Annotated in this window: 18 protein-coding genes; 9 read left to right on the forward strand and 9 right to left on the reverse strand. The window is 64.9% G+C overall.

What is annotated here, in order from left to right; genetic code table 11:
• Positions 1-53 precede the first annotated feature (53 nt).
• Positions 54-1,208, reverse strand: coding sequence for an aminotransferase (locus K9B37_RS12670; RefSeq protein WP_224313441.1), 1,155 nt, complete (start codon positions 1,206-1,208; stop codon positions 54-56).
• A gap of 310 nt (positions 1,209-1,518) precedes the next feature.
• Between K9B37_RS12670 and K9B37_RS12675 the strand changes: the two genes are divergently transcribed.
• The 3 genes from K9B37_RS12675 (at position 1,519) to K9B37_RS12685 (ending at position 5,361) form a co-directional block, all read left to right on the forward strand.
• Positions 1,519-2,523: a FecCD family ABC transporter permease gene (locus K9B37_RS12675; RefSeq protein ID WP_224313554.1), complete on the forward strand. Its 1,005-nt coding sequence runs from the start codon at positions 1,519-1,521 to the stop codon at positions 2,521-2,523.
• Positions 2,520-3,302, forward strand: a complete 783-nt coding sequence (locus tag K9B37_RS12680) for an ABC transporter ATP-binding protein (RefSeq protein WP_224313442.1) — start codon at positions 2,520-2,522, stop codon at positions 3,300-3,302. Before K9B37_RS12675 ends, K9B37_RS12680 begins: the two co-directional genes overlap by 4 nt.
• A gap of 97 nt (positions 3,303-3,399) precedes the next feature.
• On the forward strand, positions 3,400-5,361 hold the full coding sequence (locus K9B37_RS12685; RefSeq protein WP_224313443.1) for a nucleoside-diphosphate sugar epimerase/dehydratase: 1,962 nt from the start codon (positions 3,400-3,402) through the stop codon (positions 5,359-5,361).
• On the opposite strand, the gene K9B37_RS12690 is transcribed toward K9B37_RS12685, so the two are convergent.
• The 5 genes from K9B37_RS12690 to K9B37_RS12710 all read right to left on the reverse strand — a co-directional run bounded on the left by K9B37_RS12690 (position 5,300) and on the right by K9B37_RS12710 (position 11,913).
• Positions 5,300-6,235, reverse strand: a complete 936-nt coding sequence (locus tag K9B37_RS12690) for an NAD-dependent epimerase/dehydratase family protein (RefSeq protein WP_224313444.1) — start codon at positions 6,233-6,235, stop codon at positions 5,300-5,302. The two genes, K9B37_RS12685 and K9B37_RS12690, sit on opposite strands and share 62 nt — an antisense overlap.
• Positions 6,232-7,242, reverse strand: a complete 1,011-nt coding sequence (locus tag K9B37_RS12695) for an MraY family glycosyltransferase (RefSeq protein ID WP_224313555.1) — start codon at positions 7,240-7,242, stop codon at positions 6,232-6,234. The genes K9B37_RS12690 and K9B37_RS12695 overlap by 4 nt, the downstream gene beginning before the upstream one ends.
• 106 nt (positions 7,243-7,348) lie before the next feature.
• Positions 7,349-8,356, reverse strand: coding sequence for an NAD-dependent epimerase/dehydratase family protein (locus K9B37_RS12700; RefSeq protein WP_224313445.1), 1,008 nt, complete (start codon positions 8,354-8,356; stop codon positions 7,349-7,351).
• A gap of 41 nt (positions 8,357-8,397) precedes the next feature.
• Complete coding sequence (locus tag K9B37_RS12705) at positions 8,398-9,303, reverse strand: MBL fold metallo-hydrolase (RefSeq protein ID WP_224313446.1); 906 nt, start codon at positions 9,301-9,303, stop codon at positions 8,398-8,400.
• A gap of 84 nt (positions 9,304-9,387) precedes the next feature.
• A complete protein-coding gene (locus tag K9B37_RS12710) occupies positions 9,388-11,913 on the reverse strand; it encodes an ABC transporter ATP-binding protein (protein ID WP_224313447.1) in 2,526 nt (841 codons plus the stop codon).
• A gap of 173 nt (positions 11,914-12,086) precedes the next feature.
• Here K9B37_RS12710 and K9B37_RS12715 point away from each other — a divergent pair, with 173 nt between their 5' ends.
• Together K9B37_RS12715 and K9B37_RS12720 are read left to right on the forward strand one after the other, a co-directional pair.
• Complete coding sequence (locus tag K9B37_RS12715) at positions 12,087-12,653, forward strand: hypothetical protein (protein ID WP_224313448.1); 567 nt, start codon at positions 12,087-12,089, stop codon at positions 12,651-12,653.
• Between the two features lie 67 nt (positions 12,654-12,720).
• Complete coding sequence (locus K9B37_RS12720) at positions 12,721-13,218, forward strand: MmcB family DNA repair protein (protein ID WP_224313449.1); 498 nt, start codon at positions 12,721-12,723, stop codon at positions 13,216-13,218.
• 26 nt (positions 13,219-13,244) lie between these two features.
• Here K9B37_RS12720 and K9B37_RS12725 read toward each other — a convergent pair whose 3' ends face one another.
• The gene (locus K9B37_RS12725) at positions 13,245-13,802 is read right to left on the reverse strand and encodes an ActR/PrrA/RegA family redox response regulator transcription factor (protein ID WP_224313450.1); all 558 of its coding nucleotides are present in this window, start codon (positions 13,800-13,802) and stop codon (positions 13,245-13,247) included.
• An 82-nt stretch (positions 13,803-13,884) separates the two neighbouring features.
• A complete protein-coding gene (locus K9B37_RS12730) occupies positions 13,885-15,243 on the reverse strand; it encodes an ActS/PrrB/RegB family redox-sensitive histidine kinase (RefSeq protein WP_224313451.1) in 1,359 nt (452 codons plus the stop codon).
• Positions 15,244-15,491: 248 nt separating this feature from the next.
• Between K9B37_RS12730 and K9B37_RS12735 the strand changes: the two genes are divergently transcribed.
• The 4 genes from K9B37_RS12735 to K9B37_RS12750 all read left to right on the forward strand — a co-directional run bounded on the left by K9B37_RS12735 (position 15,492) and on the right by K9B37_RS12750 (position 18,884).
• Complete coding sequence (locus K9B37_RS12735; RefSeq protein WP_224313452.1) at positions 15,492-16,742, forward strand: polyhydroxyalkanoate depolymerase; 1,251 nt, start codon at positions 15,492-15,494, stop codon at positions 16,740-16,742.
• A 218-nt stretch (positions 16,743-16,960) separates the two neighbouring features.
• Complete coding sequence (locus tag K9B37_RS12740; protein WP_224313453.1) at positions 16,961-17,170, forward strand: hypothetical protein; 210 nt, start codon at positions 16,961-16,963, stop codon at positions 17,168-17,170.
• A 43-nt stretch (positions 17,171-17,213) separates the two neighbouring features.
• Positions 17,214-17,996 carry an ADYC domain-containing protein gene (locus K9B37_RS12745; RefSeq protein WP_224313454.1) on the forward strand — a complete coding sequence of 261 codons (783 nt, stop codon included), beginning with the start codon at positions 17,214-17,216 and terminating at the stop codon, positions 17,994-17,996.
• Positions 17,997-18,140: 144 nt separating this feature from the next.
• On the forward strand, positions 18,141-18,884 hold the full coding sequence (locus K9B37_RS12750; protein WP_224313455.1) for a M48 family metallopeptidase: 744 nt from the start codon (positions 18,141-18,143) through the stop codon (positions 18,882-18,884).
• Between the two features lies 1 nt (position 18,885).
• On the opposite strand, the gene K9B37_RS12755 is transcribed toward K9B37_RS12750, so the two are convergent.
• Positions 18,886-21,333 carry a spermidine synthase family protein gene (locus tag K9B37_RS12755; RefSeq protein ID WP_224313456.1) on the reverse strand — a complete coding sequence of 816 codons (2,448 nt, stop codon included), beginning with the start codon at positions 21,331-21,333 and terminating at the stop codon, positions 18,886-18,888.
• Positions 21,334-21,502: the final 169 nt, after the last annotated feature.

Raw genomic sequence — 21,502 nt, forward strand, 5'->3', positions numbered from 1 at the left:
TAAGAGGTTAAGATCGCGGATACAACGACAAAAAGGACAATGTTCTTCGTCCTTTAGGCGGCTTTCCGCATCGCTCCCGCCAGCCGCTCCAATCCGGCGTCGAGGGTCGAATCCTTCTTCGCGAAGCAGAACCGGACCACGTTCTTCACCGCCCCCTCCGCATAGAAGGCCGAGACCGGGATCGCCGCGACGCCATGTTCCATGACGAGGCGGCGGCAGAACGCGACGTCGTCCGTCTCTCCCAACGCCGCGATGTCGATATTGACGAAATAGGTGCCCTGGCTCGGAATGACGTCGAAGCCCAGGGTGGTCAGCCCCGCCACGAAGCGGTCGCGGCTTCGGGCGAAGTTCTGCCGCATCCCCTCGAAATAGCTGTCGTCCTTGCCAAGCCCATAGGCCACGGCCGCCTGAAGGTTGGGCGGCGTCGTGAAGGTCAGGAACTGGTGCGATTTTGCCAATACCTTCAGGATATGCGGCGCGGCGCAGACGAAGCCCACCTTCCAGCCCGTGAGGCTGAAGATCTTGCCTGCGGAGCCGATCTTCACCGCCCGCTCGCGCATGCCGTCGAGCCCCAGGATCGGCTGATGCCGGCGCCCGTCGAAAACCACGTGCTCCCAGACCTCGTCGGAGATGACGATCGCATCGTGGCGACGGCAGTATTCCGCTAGAAGCGCCAGATCCTCGGCCGAAAAGATCGTCGCCGTCGGGTTGAGCGGATTGTTGAACAATACGGCCTTGGTCTTTGGCGAGAAGGCTTTCGCCAAAGCCTCTTCGGTCAGGCGGAAATGCGGCGGCTGCAGGGTGACGAAGCGGGGAATGCCGCCGGCGAGGCGCACCAGCGGCAGATAAGCGTCGTACATGGGCTCGAACAGCACGACCTCATCGCCCGGCTCGACGATGCCCAGGATCGCTCCGGCGAGCGCTTCCGTCGCCCCGGAGGTGACCATCACCTCTGTCGTCGCATCGAGGTCTAGGCCCTGCCAGTGCTTGTAATGGGTCGCAATCGCGTTACGCAGGTCGGGGATCCCCATCATCGACGGATATTGGTTGTAGCCGTTCAGGGCCTCGTCGGCCGCCTTGCGGCGCACGTCCTCCGGGCCTGGATCGTCCGGAAAGCCCTGGCCGAGATTGATGGCGCCGGTCTCGCGCGCCAGGCTCGACATCACCTCGAACACGGTCGTGGGGAGATTGGCGAAGATCGGATTCATGCGGCGCTCTCGCTGACTACGGATGACGATTCCTCCGTTGGTAGCACGGAGCCGTGTGCAATCGAACCCGGCTCGTTCCGTCATTCCGGGGCGCCGCAGGCGAGCCCGGAACCCATAGCCGCTGACATCGCAGAACAAAGAGCAGCGGCCATCGCTGCATTCATATCTCCACCGCTGGTGTTTATGGGTTCCGGGCTCTCGCTATGCTCGCCCCGGAATGACGGATGGTGTCATGACGGCGAGAGAGAATGAACGGGTGACACCGCGCTTCGCTGTTGCTATCGCCACGGGGCGTAACGAAACGGCCGCCATGTTCACCTCCCGGACGATCCTCGTCCTCACGCTCGCGCTTCTCGCCGTGATCCTTTTCGCCGCGTCGCTGGCGATCGGCCCCGCGCCGATCTCGCCGGTCATGGCCGTGAAGGCGCTCGTCTCGGACCAGGGCAGCGCCAGCATCGTGGTGCGGGATATCCGCCTGCCGCGCACCTTGCTCAGCCTCATGATCGGCTGGATCTTCGGGCTCACCGGGGCCGGGCTCCAGGGATTGCTGCGTAATCCCCTTGCCGACACCGCCGTCTTCGGGGCGCCGCAGGCGGCGGCCCTCGGGGCCGTCGTGGTGCTCTATTTCGGGCTTGCGGGAGCGCTGTCCTGGACCTTGCCCATCGCGGCGATCGCGGGCGCCCTGGTGTCCATCGCCCTCGTAGTGGCGGTCGCCGGCCGCCATGCGACCGTGGTCGTCCTTGTCCTGGCCGGGCTCGCGGTCGGAAGCCTGGCCGGGGCCGGCACGTCGCTTGCCATCAGCCTCTCGCCCAATCCCTTCGCCGTCACGGAGATCGTCTTCTGGCTCCTCGGCTCCTTCGAAGACCGTTCGATGGTCCATGTGGGGCTGGCGGCGCCCTTCGTCCTCGTCGCCAGCCTGGCGCTCCTGTCGGCGGGGGCCGGCCTGCGCGCGCTGGCGCTTGGGGAGGAAACGGCAAAGAGCCTCGGTGTCAACGTGGCCCGCCTACGCCTTCTCATCGTCGGCGGGGCGGCCATCGGCACTGGGGCCTCGGTGGCTGTCGCCGGATCCATCGGCTTCGTGGGGCTCGTCGCGCCCCATCTGATCCGCCCCTTCGTCGGCTACGACCCGGCCCGGACCCTCGTTCCGGCCGGCCTCGTCGGCGCCGTTCTTCTGCTTGCGGCCGATTGCGCCGTGCGGCTCATCCCGTCCGGGGTGGAGGTCAAGATCGGGGTCCTGACCGCCATTCTCGGCGTGCCGTTCTTTCTCTGGGTCATTGCCCGCCGCAAGGCCGAGCTTGCGGAGACCCCTGCATGAGCACCCTTTCGGCCCGCTCCCTGTCGGTGCGTCTGGGACGCAATCAGGCTCTCTCGGGCATCGATCTCACCCTGACACCGGGGCGGTTCACGGTGATCGTCGGCCCCAACGGAGCGGGAAAGTCGACCCTGCTGCGGGCGCTCGCCGGCCTTGTCGAGCCCACGGCGGGCAGCGTCCTCCTCGATGGCAGGCCGGTGGGGCGGATGCGCTCGGCCGAGCGGGCGCGCGCCATCGCCTATCTGTCTCAAGGAGGGCAGGTGGCCTGGCCCCTTACCGTCGCAAGCGTGGTCGCCCTCGGCCGCCTGCCGCATGGCGAGGCGCCGGATGCCCTTCCCCCGTCCGGCAGCGAGGCGGTCGGTACTGCCATCGCGGCGGTGGGACTGGGCGGGTATGAGGACCGGCCTGCCACGGAACTGTCCGGAGGAGAGCGCGCCCGGGTCCTGCTGGCCCGCGCCCTTGCGACCAAAGCGCCCGTGCTGCTCGTCGATGAGCCCATCGCCGCGCTCGACCCCCGACACGAGCTGGTGGTGCTCGAAGTACTGAAGGCCCATGCGCAGGCAGGCGCCCTCGTGGTCGCCATCATGCACAACCTGACCCTTGCCGCCCGCTTTGCCGACGAGATCGTCTTGCTCGATCGGGGGCATCTCCAGGCGCATGCGCGTCCGTCGGAGGTTCTCACCGAGGCGCGGCTGGCGCAGAGCTTCGGCATTGCCGCCCACATCGCTCATGAGGCAGGCGGCTTCGTGGTGGTGGCCGACCGCCCATTGCCGCAGGCCTGAGGGGCCGCTCTTGGAAACGAAGGCGTTGCGTTATGGGCTTACATTGACAAAGCCTCAGGCCCGGCGGATACCCCCTCACAAAATGTGACCGGGGCCCATGACCAGGCAGGATTTCAAGAAAGTACTCATCATCGTGCATGATCTCGTGATGACGGCGGCTGCCGTCCTCGCGACGTTCTTCGTGCGCTTCGACGGCGCGCTTCTCAACGACCGTCTGCATGTGCTGCCGATGTTCCTGCCGCCCTTCGTGGCCTTCGCAGGGGTCGTCTACTGGTTCTTCCAGCTCTACCGGTCCAAATGGCGCTTCGCCTCGCTGCCCGACCTGTTCAACATCTTCCGGGCCTCCACTGTCCTGGCGCTGACGCTCCTCGTCATCGATTACGTGCTGGTCTCGCCGCAGCTTTTCGGGGCCTTCTTCTTCGGCAAGATCACCATCGCGCTCTACTGGCTCATCCAGATGTTCCTTCTGGGCGGCCCGCGTCTGGCCTTCCGCTATGTGAAATATGCCCGCTCTCGCAACACCATCGAGCGGGACGCCAACACGCCGACCCTGCTGCTCGGCCGCGGCAGCGATACGGAGGTGGTGCTGCGCGCCATCGAGTCCGGCGCGGTCAAGCGGCTCCAGCCCAAGGGTGTTTTGTCCTATCGCTCGGACGAGCTTGGCCAGTCGATCCGCGGCGTCCCGGTGCTCGGCACCTTCGCCGATCTCGACCGGGTGGTCCAGGAGTTCCAGGAACGCGGCGTACCGATCCGCCGCCTCGTCGCAACCCCGGGCGCCCTGGTGCCGGAAGCCCATCCCGACATGCTGATCGCCCGCGCCCGGAGACTCGGCCTGCCGCTCGTGCGCGTGACGAGCCTCGGGGAGGGCATGCGCGATGCGGAGCTGGCGCCCCTCGAGATCGAGGATCTGCTGCTACGGCCCACCGTGCAGATCGACCGCAGCCGGCTGGAGAACTTCATCCGCGGCAAGCGCGTCCTCGTTACAGGCGGCGGCGGCTCCATCGGGTCCGAGATCTGCACCCGCGTCGTGGCTTTCGGGGCGAGCCATCTGCTGATCGTGGAAAGCTCCGAGCCGTCCCTGCACCACATCCTCGAAAACCCGACCCTCCTGTCGAGCGACACGGATGTGGACGGGGTGATCGCCGATGTGCGCGACCGAGACCGTGTCCGCGAGATCATGAAGGATTTCCGCCCGGACGTGGTGTTCCATGCGGCGGCCCTCAAGCATGTGCCCTATCTGGAGCGCAACTGGACCGAGGGGATCAAGACCAACGTGTTCGGCTCCGTGAACGTGGCCGATGCGGCCGTCGAGGTGGGAGCCGACGCCATCGTCATCATCTCCACCGACAAGGCCATCGATCCGGTCTCCATGCTCGGCGCCACCAAGCGCCTCGCCGAAATGTACGGGCAGGCGCTCGATGCGGAATTCATGGGCCGCAATCGGTCCACCCGGCTGATCGCCGTGCGCTTCGGCAACGTGCTCGGCTCCGTGGGTTCCGTCGTGCCCAAGTTCAAGGCGCAGATCGCCCGCGGCGGTCCGGTCACCGTTACCCATCCCGACATGGTGCGGTATTTCATGACCACCCGCGAGGCTGCCGATCTCGTGCTGACCTCCGCCTCCCATGCCGATGCGGAGGGCCGGAAGTTGACGGACGGGGCCAACAGTGACGAGCGCACCTCGATCTATGTGCTGAAAATGGGCCAGCCCGTCCGCATCTATGAACTCGCGGAGCGCATGATCCGCCTTGCCGGCTACGAGCCCGGCGAGGAGATCGAGATTTCCGTCACCGGGACACGTCCCGGTGAGCGCCTGCACGAGATTCTCTTTGCTCGCGAGGAGCCCAGGGCCGAGATCGGCATCGACGGCGTCATGGCCGCCCGGCCGATCTTCGCCGATCGCGCCAGGGTTCATCAATGGCTCGAACGGTTGGCGAAGGCCGTGGAGGCGGGCGACCGCGCCGCTGCCGAAGAGGTTTTCGAGGAAGCGATCCCGGAATTCACCCGGCGGACGAAGAGTCCCGAGCGGCCAGCCGAGCCAGCCCGTCTCGCGTCGCGGTGACCGGAACCCAGCCGATCTGCTTGAGGGCCGCCGGGCTCGCCACGAGAGCGCCTGCGAGCCGCTCATAGGCTTCGCTGCGTCCGGCAAGGGACGCGGCCACTTTCAGGAGGGCGGGCGGAACGGGAAGAAGACCCGGGGCGCGGCCGAGCCCTTCCCGCAGGGCCGTCACGATCTCGGGCACCGTCACCGGATCGGGATCCGCCACGATGAAGGGGCGCCGCAAGTGGCCTGGCACTCTGAGCACCGCATCCACCGCCGCCGTCAGGTTGTCGAGGGCGAGGAGCGAACGCTTCGCCTTCAATCCACCGAGAGGCAGAGGCCAGGGCGAGCGGGCGAGGGCCATGAGGGCCGCCATGTTGCCCTTGACCCCGGACCCGTAGACCAGGACCGGGCGCAGGGCCGCCCAGTCGATTCCGAGATCGGTCAGCCCCTGTTCCGCCTCGAGCTTGGACCGGCCGTAGGGATCAGTCGGCTGCGGCGAATCCTCCTCCGTCAGGATGCGCGCCGCCACCGGACCGCTCTGGGCCCGGATGGAGGACAGGAAGACGAAGCGTTTCACGCCCGCCCGCTCGGCGGCCTGGGCAAGCCGGATCGTTCCCTGCGTGTTGATTGCCCGGTAATCGTCCTCCGGCAGGCCCGACATGGCATGGGCGAGGCCGGCGGAATGGATCACGGCGTCTACGTCCCGCAACGCCGCCGCCATGTTGAAGGGCTGGGCGATATCGCCGATCACCGCGCTCGTGGCGCCTTCCGGCACCTCGGCCGGACGGCGCAGCAGCACACGGATCCGGTAGCCACGCTTGGGCAGTTCGGTGAGCAGATGGCGACCGATGAAGCCTGTCGCACCGGTGAGGGCGATGAGCTTTCCGTTCATCGGGAAATCTCCGGACGGGGATGCGCGAAGCGGTTGAGAAGCCATGCCACGAGAGCGACGCCGATTGCCAGACAGGCGATCTGGACGAGAAGCGAAGACCAAAAGATCGTCACGGCGGCGAGGCCGGCGAGCGCGATGTTGAGCCCGAACACATGGGTGCTGACGGCCAGCGCCGAGAAGCCGTTATCCGTGGCCTTCTGATAGAAGTGGCTGCGATGCGCCTCCCATACCTTCTCGCCGCGCGCCAGGCGGCGGAACAGGGTGATGGTGGCATCCATCAGATAGTAGAGCGGCAGCAGGATCGCAGCGGCGAGGGCACCGGTTCCGGCCAGTTGCAGCAGCAGCCAGCCGACGAGAAGGCCGATCGACAGCGATCCGACATCGCCGAGAAAAAGGCGTGCGACGGGTTTGTTGAAGGGTGCGAATCCGATGAGGGCTCCGCACAGGGCGATCGCGACAAAAACCATCGGGATCGATAACCCGGCCATCGGCCCGAGCGTGGCGATAGCAGCCGTGACCGGCACCATCTCGGCAACAGTGATCCAGTCAAGCCCGTCCATGAAGTTCACAAGATTCACGAACCAAGTGCCAGCGAGAATGAGGATGATTGCTTCCACACCGAAAGGAACGAGTTCGGGAAAGACGTGTGCGCGGCTGACAAGAACAACTGCGGCCACGGCAATCATCTGCAGCACAAGGCGCAATACGGCCGGTAATGGGCGAATATCATCTATAGCGCCGACGACGGCTAATATAATCGAGGCAACTGCCACGATCAGGAAGTCTTGAAATGGGCCGGACGGCAAGCCGAAGAGGACAAATGTGCCGAGTGCGATGAGAAGCGCGGCGCTGACAACTGCAATACCGCCACCTTGCGGTGTCGGTACCTTATGGCTTGACCGCGCATTCGGGCGTGCCAGTGCGTAGCGGACGAGAAGCGGCTTCAGGACAAGAATCAGCAAGGTGGACAGAAGACCCGCCGCAAACAGGATAGAGAAATCGAGCATCACTGCTAGGAAAGCGAACGGCTCGATCATCACGGAAAGTAGAAAGCCGATTGCAAGCAGAGCGATCCAGCAGGCAACGAGGATGAAATAGTCTCGGACAATCATCTCAGGCGCCGTGATAACCGCGATACCATTCCACGAACCGGCGCACGCCCTCTTCCAGCGACGTCGAGGGTGCAAATCCCACGTCACGGCGCAGGTCCGATACATCGGCGCGGGTTTCGAGCACGTCCCCGGGAGGCAGAGGCTTGTCGACCCGGATCGCCTTGCGGCCGAGTGCATCCTCGATGAGGGTGATCAGGCGGTTAACCTCCTCGGGATGGTCGTTGCCGATATTGTAGACCCGGTGCGGCGCGCTGCTGGTGGCGGTATCAGGGTCGACGGCATTCCAGGACGGATCACCGCCCGGCGCCTTGCCGATGAGCCGCACGATGCCCTCGACGATGTCATCCACATAGGTGAAGTCGCGCCAGACTTTTCCCGCATTGGCGACCTGGATCTCCCGACCCTCAGCAATGGCGCGGGTGAAGGTATAGACCGCCATGTCGGGGCGTCCCCAGGGGCCGTAGACGGTGAAGAAGCGCAGGCCCGTGGCCGGCAGGCCGAAGAGATGAGAATAGGAATGGGCCAGCATCTCGTTAGCCCGCTTCGTCGCCGCATAGACGCTGATCGGGTGGTCGGCCGTATCGTGTTCCGAGAACGGCAACTTGCGATTGGCTCCGTAGACCGAGCTCGATGAGGCATAGACGAGATGCGCGACGCCCGCGTGCCGGCAGGCTTCCAGCATATTGACGAAAGCGACGAGATTCGAACGCGCATAGGGCGTGACGTCGACGAAGCGCACACCGGGCTGCGCTGCGAGGTGAATGACCCGCTCGAAACGGTGCCGTTGAAAGAGGTCCTGTGTCGCCTGCGAATCCGCGAGATCGATCCGCTCCGCCATGAAGGCGTTATGGGGCGTCAGATTCGCGAAACGCGCTTCCTTGAGGCTCACGTCGTAATAGGGCGTGAAGCTGTCGACACCGACCACCAGATGGCCGTCCGCAAGCAGCCTCTTGGCCACATGAAAGCCGATGAAGCCGGCAGCGCCGGTCACGAGAATAGGTGCTGACATCAGGGAAGAAGGCCCGTTTTTAGTCGATCGGTCACGAGGCTTTAGACGGCCGGCACCTTAGCGGCCTTTGCCTGTTCCGCAACCGTTTCGGCAGTCACGGGCGCAAGGGAGACGGTCTGGCGCTCCCTGGCGACGAAGGACGAGGGCATCACCTTCTGCATCTCGGCCTCGGCCGCCTTCAGGAAGGCATCGTCGTGACCCGGATAGAGATGGAAGATCGCGAGCGTCTCTACATGGGCAGCCCGGGCGAGTTCCGCGCCCTTCTCCCAGGTGGAATGACCCCAGCCCCGGCAGCGAGGATATTCGACCTCAGAAAACATGCCGTCATAGATCAGGAGATCGGCATTACGAACAAAGGCGACGAGACCCGGATCCGGCCAGGGGTCGCTGTGCTCGATGTCGCTGATATAGCAGACGCTTCGTCCCCCGTGCTCGAACCGGTAGCCAGTGGCGCCGCCCGGATGGTTCAGGCGATGGGTCGTGACGGTGGCGCCGTCCGTGAAGGTAAGCGTCTCGCCAGCCTTGAAGCCGTAATGCTCGAATTGGGCCGGCAGCTGGTCGAGGCGTATGGGGAAGAGGGGTGGGGCGTAGAGGCGTTCCAGCGCGGCCTGGGCACTCTCGCCGTCAAGATTGCCGCAATAGGTCCGTACCACCCGGTCGCTGCTCAGAAGAACGGGCTTGAAGAACGGCAACCCGCAGACGTGATCGAGATGAAGGTGGCTGAAGAGAAGGTCGATCTCCATCGGCGCATTGGCGCCAAGCTCGGCTCCGAGAGCGGCTATACCGCTTCCGGCATCGACCACGAACAGACGATCCCCGCACCGGACCTCGACGCAGGCGGTATGAGAGCCGAACTCGACGAAGTTTGGTCCCGACGCGCAGGTCGAGCCACGGGTGCCCCAGAAACGGATCTGGAGCGGCTCTGAGGATACGGCGCGCCTGACCATCTCAGGACAATCGCTGATCTTGAGAATGGCGCATGTGCGCTATCGCACACGGATGGAAGGGATCCAGACCCCGAACGGTGTTGCTCATGCAGTCAAAGCCTCCGGCTGGCGGGTACGCGTATCCTCCACAGGCTCGCCCCGGTCGAAACGAATAACGGAATCGAAGGGCGGATGATCCATGGCAGAGGTGACTTCGGGGGTGACGATGATCAGCCCGCGCCCGATCATGGCACGGCGCAGGTCTGCCACGAGACGCTCGGCTGCAGGGCCCGGCAGCCCGTCCAGCGCACGCTGGACCACCAGAATGTCGGGACGGCGGACAAGGCATCGCACCACGTCGATGGCGGCGATCTCGCTCAAGGTCAGGTCGCCGCCCTGCGCATCGAGGGGCATGTTCAGACCGATCCGGGAGACGTCGTCGTCGAGGCCCCGTTCGGTCAGCACGCGGCGGATCACCTTCTGCACGGCATCGGCGGCGCCAGCCTGGTCGGCCGCGATGCGGCCGAAGAGCAGGTTGTCCTGGACGCTTGCCGCCGTGCATAGGCGGCTCTCGTCGTAGAACTCGATGGCCGGCTGGAGGCTCACCGGCAGCATGCGGGTGAAGTCGGCCCGTGCGGCCACGATCCGGCCTTCCATGCCGGTTTCGAGAAGGCCGAGGCGGTGACGGCTCTCGTTGTAGAGGAGAGCGAGGCCGATCAGGCGCTCCTGGTCGCGACCGGTCTGGATGCCGCGCCGGTTCTCCTTCCGCCGTTCCACCAGATCCTCGAAATAGGTGCGGTCGGAGGCGGCGAAGAACGAGAAGCGCTCGAACAAGGGGTGCCCGTCCGGGATATCGGCGAAGATCTCGATCATGCTGGTGGCAATCGACAGGCCGATGCGGGCGAGCGGTTTCGTCAGATCCTCCGCTTCGAGGATCGCCCGCACGAAGGGATGACCTGCGAGCCGGTCCTCCCGGAACGTATCGCCGATCGCCTTTCCGAACAGGAGATTCTCGCCGATGGTCGCGTACCGGTTGTAGCGATCGGCGCTGAAGGGGTCGACGAAACGGTCGAGATCCTCGCGTGCCAGGGCCCTGCGCACGTCCTGGCGCGTTTCCACAAGAGAAGCGGCGACCTGCGGCTCGCTCTTGGGGTCCACGGTGCCGGATAGGCCGCGGGCATGGATCAGCCGGTCGAGGCCGGCCGTGACGACTGCATCCCTGAGCCGCTTATCGAGCTCCTCGGTGGCGGCGGTCGCGCCATAGGCCAGGTTGTCCCGTAGCGAGCCCGGGATCAGCACCGTATCCCCGGCAAGCGCGATGCGGTGCGCCCGGGACACCGGATCGGCGGTGTTCAGATCGACGCCACCATAGGTCAGCTGCCCGGTCGAGGCTGCAAGCTGACCGCCGATGAGCGCGGCCAGCACCCGCGGTCCCGCATCGCCGTCGCCCACGAGGGCAACGTGGGACGGGAAAGACATGTGGAGATCGACGCCGGTCACGCGGGCGCCGCTCGCCGGATCGTAGGCGGAGACGCCCTGGGCGACGAGGGCGCCGTTCTGCGGCAGCGGCACCGTTGCCGGAAGCCGGTCCCGTGACTGCAGGCTGGACAGGTTCTGCACCAGCTCGGAGAACAGCAGGCGGGTTCGATCGACGAGCTGCCGCCATTGGACGAATTCGCGGACACCGAAGGCGGCCAGGGAGGCCGCCAGAGCGGAGGCCACCAGGGCGCCGGCTGTCAGCGACCGCCCGGGGGCAAACCACGCCCCCACCGCGAGCACGGCGAGCGGGGCGAGCAGGAGCGCTGCGGCGGCGATCGAATCCGCCAAGGCGAGACGGTGCTCGCGGGCAATGACCGGGCGATGGCGCTGCGACAATGTCCGGGTGATGCGGTTCTGCTCGAAGGCGGCCGTCCCGTGGGCCCGCAGGGCCGGAAGGCGATGAATGAGATCGGCCCAGGCGGTCTCGATCCCCTCGCCCTCACGGCGGCGGGCATTCGCCGTCTCGAGCCGCTGGGTTACCCGGCGGGCATTGAAGATGCTGCCGAGCGCAAGCATGACCGCAAGGGTCAGGCCGAGCCGCCAGTCCGTGACAAGCACATAGGCGAAGCACAGGCCGATCATGCCGAGCTGACGGACGGAGGAGATCAGGGCGGAGCCGAGAATGCCGCCTTCGCGGGACAGGATTTCGCTCGCAAGGGTGGTCGTTTCGGTCACGTCCGTCCCGGTCGTCGGAGAGGCCTTCAGGATCGTCTCGAGCATCCGCGACAGGATCCGGGCCAGCGTCTGGGAGCGGATCCCGACCGTCACCCAGTTCAGCACCGTCAAGATCAAGGCGATAAGCAGGGGTACCAGCACCAATGCCGCGATCGATGCGCGGGCATGCGTTTCCGGACTCAAGGAAAGGCCGGGAAACAGCACAAACGGCTCAGGTCCCATGAGGGCGGGGAGGCTGAAGACAATCGACAGAAACGGCGTGGTCGGAGACAGGGCGCCGATCGCGAGATCGACGACCTCCCGCACGAGATCGAGGCCCAGCACGAGAAAGACTCCCGCGGCAGCCAGGAGCAGAAAGCCCAGCAGGTGGCGAATGCGATTGGTCTTCCAGGCCAGGCGCAGCGGGTCGCGCTCCATGTCGGCTCCAAAAACGTAGTGGTCGGATCCGACCCTAGCCAAGGCGCGCTCGAAGGACCAGAGGTTCTGCGGCGAGATGTCGTGATAAAGTTCGCCGCAACCCCTCCCCGACCCCTTGCACCTCCCTATGTGTCACACCGCACCGGATTCCGCGGCCCCCGGGACTATTCGCTATGATATCACCTTCTTCGCCCTCACTGCCCCTCGATCCCGTTTTCGGGCTCATCCTCGAACTGTCGTCTCGCAAGCCTGCGCCGGGCACGCCGTGCCGGTTGGAGGACTTATTCCGCGAGCTGTCGGAGACGGAGGGTACGCAGAGCCCGGAGGACGTGGAGGACATGATCTGGGTGATCTGGGCCTCGCACGAGGACGAGACGGCGGAAGAGACCATGGAGGCGGCCGTCGAAGCCCTGGCTTCCGGGTCGCTCAAGCAAGCCCGCGCGCTTCTCGATCATCTCGTCTCCCGTCATCCCGGCTGGGCGGAGGCGTGGAACAAGCGCGCGACGCTGAGCTTCATCGAGAATCGCGATGCGGACAGTCTCGCCGACATTGGCCGGACCCTGGAGCTCGAGCCCCGACATTTCGGAGCGATCTCCGGATTCGGTCAGATCTGTCTGCGTCACGGTCATCTCAACGAGGCGCGGGCGGCGTTCCAGATCGCCCTGTCGATCAATCCGCATCTCGACGAACTGCGCGACATGCTGGAAGATCTCGCGCCACAGAACCTGATGCTGCACTGACGGGCTTGCGATGCATGCGCGACAAAGGCGCCGTTGCGGACGTCGTCGCAGCAGCTAGGCTGAGAGAATGTCCGATTCGCTCGCTCGTTCCGTCACTCCGCCTCTCATTCCGGCCGACGGCCGCCAATCACTGGTCGCTGCCGGTGTACAGCGCGGCGTGCGCCGTCTCTTCGCGCAGCTCGGTCATGTGACGATTCCGGAGTTCACATTGGCGAGTGGTCGCCGCGCCGACGTCATGGCGCTGGCGCCGGACGGGGCGCTGACCATCGTCGAGATCAAGTCGAGCGTGGCGGATTTTCGGGCTGACCGGAAATGGCCGGATTACGAAGATTTCTGCGACCGGTTCTATTTCGCCGTGCCGGAAACGCTGCCGTTCGACATCCTGCCGGAGGATCGCGGTCTCATCGTCGCCGACAGTTTCGGCGCCGCCGTCATGCGCGAATCCAGGCGTCACGCCCTGGCCGGTGCCCGCCGCAAGGCCGTGACCCTGCGCTTCGCCCAGGCCGCAGCCCTCGCCCTGCATGCGCTCGCCGATCCTGACGTCATTTACGACGGACGATTGTGAAATCAGGCCTTAGAGGCCGCGCAGCCTCATCGTGGCGCGCGCTTGGCGAGAATGCGCTGGAGCGTCCGGCGGTGCATGTTGAGGCGGCGGGCGGTCTCAGAAACGTTGCGGCCGCAGAGTTCGTAGACGCGCTGGATGTGTTCCCAGCGGACCCGGTCCGCAGACATCGGGTTCTCCGGCGGGGTCGCCCGTTCGTCGGGGGCGGCCATGAGGGCGGCGTGAATCTCGTCCGCATCGGCAGGTTTTGCCAGATAGTCGAAGGCGCCCATCTTCACGGCCGTCACGGCGGTCGCGATGTTGCCGTAGCCGGTGAGGATCACGCCGCGGGCATCGGGGCGGCGGTTCTTCAACCGCTCGATCACATCGAGGCCGTTGCCGTCGCCGAGGCGCATGTCGATCACCGCGAAAGCGGGAGCGCTCGTCTCGATCGCCGCCAGTCCTTCCGCCACGCTCTCCGCGACGCGGACCTGATAGCCGCGGCCCTCCATGGCGCGGGCGAGTCGGGTCGAGAAGGGACGGTCGTCGTCCACGATCAAGAGGCTCTTGTCGGCGCGATCTTCGAACGCCACGGGCGCGTCGGCCATCAGAACGTCTCCTTGCATCCGAGAAGGCTCCTTGAAATTACGAGCCCGGTGCGGCTCGCCTTCGTATATGGGAATTGTTCCCCTAATTCGTGAGGCCCTCTCCGGTCTCCACCTGCGGCAATATTGCCGCACCCTGATCAAACGCATGACGGGGCCAAACGATCCGCGCGATGGCTCCATGGGTGGGGGGCAGGGCGTTCGTCAGTGTGAGTTGCGCGCCCGAGCGTTCGATCAGGGTCTTGGCGATGAAAAGCCCGAGACCGAGGCCTGATCCACCCTCCTCGTCGTCGCCCTCCGCCCGTTTGGCTGCGCTGCGGGTGGTGACGTAGGGCTCCCCGACCCTGAGAAGAATATCCGGGGCATAGCCGGGTCCGTCATCCCGGATTTCCAACGACACCTCCTGCGGGGTCCAGGTCGCTTCCAGGGTCACCCGGCTTTCGGCAAAGTCCGCCGCGTTGTCGAGGATGTTCGACAGGCCGTAGACGACGCCCGGGTTGCGGCGAACGATCGGCTCCGGACCTTCGCCATGGCACAGGACCTCGATGTCGAGATCGAGCGCCCGGTGCGGCTCGATGATCTCTTGGACCAAGTGCTGGAAAGAGATGGTTTCGAGGAAGTCGCCCTCTTCCTGCCCCATGGAGGTGAGCTTGGTCAGGATGGTCCGGCAACGTTCCACCTGCTCCCGCAGGAGCTTCAGGTCATCCGCGATCGGGCTGTCGGCCGGGGTGGCATGATCGAGCTCCTTTGCCACGAGAGCGATGGTGGCGAGCGGCGTGCCGAGCTCATGGGCAGCCGCGGCCGCCAGACCGTCGAGCTGGGACAGATGTTGCTCGCGAGCCAGCACCAGCTCCGTCGCGGCAAGCGCCTGGCCGAGCTGGCGCGCCTCCTCCGCTACCCGCCAGGCATAGATACCGATGAAGACGGTCCCGAGCAGGATCGCCGTCCAGATGCCGGTCACGTAGAGGAATGGCAGGGAAAAAGGTTGCCCCGGAAACCACGGCAGGGGCCTGTGGGCGAGGGTGAGAAGGGTGGCGAGACCGATCACCAGAAGCCCGAGGCTCAAGGTCCGCTCCGGCGTCAGCGCGGTGGCTGAGATAAGCACGGGGGCGAGAAACAGGATCGCAAAGGGATTCTCCAGGCCGCCCGTCAGATAGAGCAGAGCCGCGAGCTGCAGGGTGTCGAAGGCGAGTAGTACCGTCGCGGGGTTGTCGCCGAGCCGGTGACTTGCCGGATACTCGATGCGCAGCATCAGGTTGACGATGGCAGAGGCTGCGATCACCGCAAAACACAGCCCGAAAGGCAGGCTGAACCCGAGCCCGAATCGCACGATCGTGACTGCGGCCGTCTGCCCCGCAATGGCGAGCCAGCGCAGCCGCACCAGAGTATCGAGGCGCAGCTGCCGGGCGCTCGGGCTCAGGCGAGCGGGTTTGATGTCCATCATCAGCCACCAGGATAGGGCTCGCACAGCATTCGCCAAGAAAGCCGTGCCGAATCGGGCTTGACAGGAAACATCGGTTTCTTCCGGCGCTTAGGTCCGCCAGGGCTGCCATCAGGTGCAGAATTTCGCATAAGACTTATGGAGTCTTGCATTTAAGAGCAGGAACTTCCATCTTTATTGCTTGGTTGAGGATAAGTCCGGCCCCGCTTTTTGGAGGAAAATAGGACACTCGGCCGTGTGGGGATTTTTAGATGAACTTTTCCTATTATTGGTATGAGACTGCCCATTGGTTACTCGGTCCTGCCCGTGCTGCGTCCGACATTACCAAGCTCCTGTTTGAAAGCCCGGACAATCCTTTGACGAACACGGCCTATGGCCGCACCGTCAGCGCCGCCTGCGAGATGTTCGAACGCACCACGCGGCGCTATGAAAAGCCCTCCTTCGGACTGCACAGCACCCTCATCGACGGCAAGCAGGTCGCGGTCACCGAGCGGACCGTATGGGAGCGGCCCTTCTGCAACGTGATTTCCTTCGAGAGGAATTTCGCCGGCGCCAAAAAGCAGCCGAAGCTCCTGATCGTCGCACCCATGTCGGGCCACTATGCCACGCTGCTGCGCGGCACGGTCGAGACCTTCCTGCCCACCCATCAGGTGATGATCTCCGACTGGGAGGACGCCCGCATGGTGCCTCTCGCGGAGGGCACCTTCGATCTCGACGATTATATCGACTACATGATGGGCATGTTCCGGGCTCTCGGGCCCGATCTCCACGTCATGGCCGTGTGCCAGCCCGCGGTTCCGGTCATTGCCGCCATCGCCCGCATGGAGGCCGAGAAGGATCCCTTCACGCCGCGCTCGATGATCCTCATGGGAGGCCCCATCGACACGCGCCGCTCGCCGACCGCCGTCAACCAGCTGGCTGAGGAGCGGGGAATCGAATGGTTCAAGCAGCATTGCATCACCAAGGTGCCGCCGTCCCATCCCGGGTTCTGGCGCAGCGTCTATCCGGGCTTCCTGCAGCTGTCGGGCTTCATGGCGATGAATCTCGACCGGCATATGAACGCCCATTGGGACATGTTCGACCATCTGGTCGAAGGTGACGGCGATTCGGCTGAGAAGCACCGCGACTTTTACGACGAATACCTTGCGGTGATGGACTTGACGGCCGAGTTCTATCTCCAGACCGTGGACAAGGTGTTCGTCCGCCATGAGCTGCCGAAGGGCGAGATGATGCACCGGGACAAACCGGTCGACCTGATGTCGATCCGCCGCTGCGCCATCATGGCGATCGAGGGCGAGCGCGACGACATTTCCGGCATCGGCCAGACCAAGGCGGCCCTGGAGTTGACCCCCAACCTGCCGTCCGACAAGAAGCTCTACCACTTGCAGAAGGGCGTCGGCCATTACGGCGTCTTCAACGGCTCCCGGTTCCGGGCTGAAATCGCTCCTCGAATCTGCGACTTCATCGCGATGCATGGGGAGAAGATCCAGGCCGCGGCCTGATCGTTCGACGCTTCGCCGTTATGCAGTAACGTGTGCCTGCGACGGTCCATTGAGGGCCGCCGCGGCTGATGCCGAAGACATCCTGGCTGAAGGGTGCTCCCGCATGTGCGGGAGGGCACATATCCGCCATGAGGTTACAGCGAAGCTCTTTACTGAGACTATATTGCATATATGTTCCTAGGAGCGGTCGGCTTGACCGCCTCTTACGGGAGCAAGACATGAAAATCAGTTCCGTCTTCGCTATATTGTCGCTCGTAGCGACCCTCATAGGCGCCACGCACGCCAGCGCCTTCTCCAGGGCCGATCGTCCGCCGCCGAATGGCATGAACGGCATGAGCGCCAAAGGTTTCAGCCATGACGTTGGCACGCACGTCGTGCAGTTTGAACGTCTCGTTCTCTCGGACGGGCGCGTTCTCGACCTGAAATAGTTTTTAGCCGCGGCGTCCCCCTCATGGCGCCGCGCATTCCACGATGCGTTTCCGTTTACTTTTGGGCCTTGTCGCATGGGCTGCCTTCTGGCTGCAGCCTACGGGGCTCGAATCCGCGCCTCTGACGTCCGACGATGGCGAGCTCGTGCTCCGCCTGCCGGACGGGCACTCCCTCAAGGGCGAGGCGCTCGTAGGCCTCAGGTTGATCTCGGGCAAGGAAAACACCGAGCTTCGCATCGACGGCCTGAGCACCGCTCCAGAGGCGATCTGGGGATCACTCCCGCTTTATGTCGTCTCCGTCAAAGACCCGAAGGCTCCTGAAGCGGTCCTTCTCTGCGAAGCCGATTCGATGGGACGTCGCGCGGCGATTGCTATGCCTGACGGTATCGGTGGCTTCAGCTTCACCTGCACGTCAGGGGCAGAAGGCAAGTGCATTCTCTACGGCTATCGTCCCTGGGCCCACTACGACGATCTGCCCCTTCAGGATCTCTTCAGGGCTTGCGTCCATATGCACCGGGCCGATTATGGCGGCGATGGCACCCCTTCCACCCGCAATGGCATCCCGATCAATTTCTGGGACCGATTCGGAGTCCTCGCGGCCGACATGGCCGACGGGATGGAATTCGAGGCCGCCTGGGGCCCTGACGGTGCCATATGCGTCGCCCATCCTCGGGTTCCGGAGCATGTCTCGCTCGAGGAGCTGGCGCGGCGCTATCCGAAACTGGCATCGCATCTGGGACCGGAATCCTGTATTGATGAGACGGTGGTGGCCGATCCGCGGGCGATTCTGTTCAACCGCTCCGCCGTCAAGAAGCCGCCGAGCTGACGGGAATCAATTGCCGTGACAAGGCAGTTCTGGCTGTGGGGGGAGTCGCAGAGACGTCAAGAGTCTCTGAACGATTTTGGCTCGACCGGACCAGCGGCAAACGGCTGCGCTGACAAAAATACCCCGGCGGGGCAGATTGCGGACATGAGATTCGCCCTGTTCCGCCGCGTCCCTGCGGACCCTCCCCATCTCAAAGTTTCCCACGAAGGCCAAGCCTTCAAAGTGGCGCTGAAACGTCGTCCGACGGCCAAGCGGATCACCCTGCGTGTGTCCAATGCGACGGGCGAAGCGGTCATGACGATTCCGGAGCGCACGGACCTCGCGACGGCCCAGCGCTTCGCCGACAGCCATGGCGGCTGGATCGCAACCCGCCTCGCCAAAGTGCCCGTGCGCGTCCCGTTCGAGCCCGGTTCCCTCGTCCCCCTGCGTGGGGTGCCCCACAAGATCGTTCATTGGTCGAACATTAGGGGAACAACGCAGGCTGCCCGGGCCAGTGACGGGACGCCGATCCTGGCCGTCTCGGGCGACGGTCCGCATGTGGCGCGCCGCGTCCAGGACTTCCTCGAGATGGAGGCCAAGCGCGACTTCGCCGAGGCCGTGAAGCGCCATACTGCTGCGCTCGGCCTGAAGGCGAAGCGGATTACGGTCCGCGACACCAAAAGCCGCTGGGGCTCCTGCTCCGCGAGCGGCGCGTTGAGCTTTTCCTGGCGGCTGATCATGGCGCCGCCCTTCGTGCTCGACTACTTGGCTGCCCACGAAGTGGCGCATCTGCGTGAGCTGAACCATTCCCATCGGTTCTGGAAGCTGACGCACGACCTCTGCCCCCGGACGGAGGAGGCGGAGGCCTGGCTGAAGGCCTATGGCAGCGCCCTGCACCGGTTCGGTTGATTCATGAAGGCGCTGCCGAACGCTGCGGCGCCTCGAAACACCTGAGGAGCATCAGGGCCGGGCCGAGGAGCAGGAGGTAGCAGATCGCCCCGACCCTCAAGGTCGTATCGATTCCGAACTCGATGCTCACCAGCACGGCGACGCTGGCCGCAAGCACACCAGCCGCCCCGTTGATCCCCCAGAACCATGGCGTCGGCCCCTCATCCACCTGTGAGACCAGCCGCATCCCGGTGGGAAATCCGAAGCCCATGAGGAAACCGGCCGGCGCCAGGACGACGACCGCTAGACCCGCCCGAAGCAGCAGGCCAGCGCTTTCGAGCCGGAGCAGGATGTCCGGCAGCCACCAGGGCAGAACCAGCAGATAGAGGCTCGTCAAGATCGGCCAGATGAGAAGTCTGAGGCGATTGTCGAGAGGAAAGCGCTCCGAGGCCAGGCTGCCGATCCCAGTCGACAAGATCAGACTGAAGAGCACGACACTGAGCGAATAGACGGGGTGGCCGAGGAAGACGCTCATGCGCTGGAGCAGGGCAATCTCGGCCATCATGAATCCGATTCCGATCAGGGCGAAATAGGCGGTGCCGGCAACCGTCAGTGGAGCTGCAGCCGTGGTCACGGTGGAGCGGAGGGGAACGATGATCGTCGCCACGACCAGGACCGCCGAGATGAGGATCAGAATGGCGAGCGTCAGGGTCGCACTCAGGTTGCCGCCATAGACGCCGGGCCGGGATGCCAAAGCGAAGAGGTCGTGGTCGGGCAGGCGATCGAGGCGCAGCTGGTTGAAGAAGAAGGGTCGCGCATCGGTCGGGGCGCTCAGGTCGAGATAAGAATCCGCCGTGGCGCGCTGGAGCGCGGCGGGATCGGTGGCCGTGACGATGCGCTCGAGCAGGGGTGAGGCCGCTGGCTTTCCGGGATCGAGCAGGACCGGGAATTCGTAAGTTGCCGCGGATTGTCTCAAGGCAGCCAGGGCCTCATCGGATAAGGGCGAGCGCGACATCACCAGAGTGGCGATGCTGCCCGAGGCGCCCATGAACAGGTGCCGCTTCGGCTCGGCTACTCCGAGGTCCTGAAGGGTGGCCACCGCGAGGCTCACCATGCGGCCGGTCTCGTTGACCTCGCCGGGCGCGTACCAGCGGCTCACGGTGAAGACGCCTCCCGGCGTCAGGCGGCTGAGGAAGATCCGCCAGGCCTCGACCGTATAGAGCCCGTTTTCCGATAGGGTGAAGGCGCCCGCTCCCGTGGCGGCCCAGGTGTCGATCAGGCTCATCTGGATCACGTCGAAGGAGCGCTCCGTCCGGGCGAACCAGCTTCGCGCCTCGTCGACCTCGAAGGCGAGGTTGGGCAGGCGGCCGATCGCGGTCTCGCCGGAGAGGCGCCGGGTCAGCAGATCGACGAAAATCGGATTGATCTCGACGCCGACCAGATCGGGCACGCCGAAGAGGCGCGCCGACAGAAGGTCCCGCCCGCCGCCGACGCCGATCACCGCACCGGTCCGGTGACCGGGAATCGCGTGAGCGAGATTGGTCACGTCGTAGCGGAGGAACGACACCTCCTCGATATTGCCGGAGAACCGGTAGACCGCGGTGGCGGCGCCTCCGTCGATGTGCATCCAGCGCTCGTCGATCAGCGGCGGCACGAAACGCGGCGAGGGACCCCAGAGCACGGGCTGGGTCATCCGGCTCTGCCCGATCGTGATGCGCGAGAACGAATTCCATTTCTCGTATGCGATGGTTGCCGGCTGCTCGATATTGTCCTTCACGACCGTCGGCCGGACGCCCTCCTTGAGGCTGTTGGCGCCGGCGAGGAGGACGAGAGCCGCGAGGATCAGCGTGCGGTGCCGGAACAGCTTCGCGCCGATCTTTGCGCCGGCGGGAATTTCTCCCAGCCCGCCATGGCCCGCGAAACATGCCCCGCCCACGGCGATCAGAGCGGCGATCCACAGCACGGCGGAAGGGCCGCTGACGAGGTTGAGCATCGCCAAAGCCCCGAGGCAACCCAGCGCCGCGCCGAGGAGGTCCGCGCCGTAGACGATACCGATCGGGTAGGGGCTGCGGGTCAGGGCGAAACTGACGACGATCCCTGAAAAGAAGAAGGGCAGCGCCAGGGCGATGGCGAATTCGGTCCAGACCACCAGCGACATGACCGAGGCCGGAAGGCTCGTGACGATGGTCAATTGCACCAGAAGCGCCAGGACGCTCGTGAGGGCGAAGCAGAGCGACGCGACGGCCAGATGGTAGGAGAGATACTCGGGACGATAGGTGCCGGGCCGGAGATAGACCCAGACGGCGCCGGCCGTGAGCCCGAACATCGCGATGCTGATCACGAAGAAGGCCAGATGGTACCAGGAGGTGACCGAGATGATCCGCGTCTCGACGATCTGCAGCATCAGCGTCGCCGCAGTGACGAGCCCCAGGCCCACATAGAAGGGCAACCGTTCCGCAATCCTGTGCAACCCGCGCCTCCATGCCTGGGCGCATCGACACTTGTCGCCGCTCAGCCGGCTAGAGGGTCTGTCGGACCCGTCACTGCGGGCTCATCGGCACGAGATCCGATGCTGAAGGACTTCTACCGCGCGACTGTCCCATAATTCGGCCTTCCTGTCAGCTTGACCGGGATTCGTC

Origin of the sequence: Microvirga puerhi, assembly GCF_020089865.1 — a bacterium.
In the GTDB taxonomy this organism is placed as follows: Bacteria; Pseudomonadota; Alphaproteobacteria; order Rhizobiales; family Beijerinckiaceae; genus Microvirga; species Microvirga puerhi.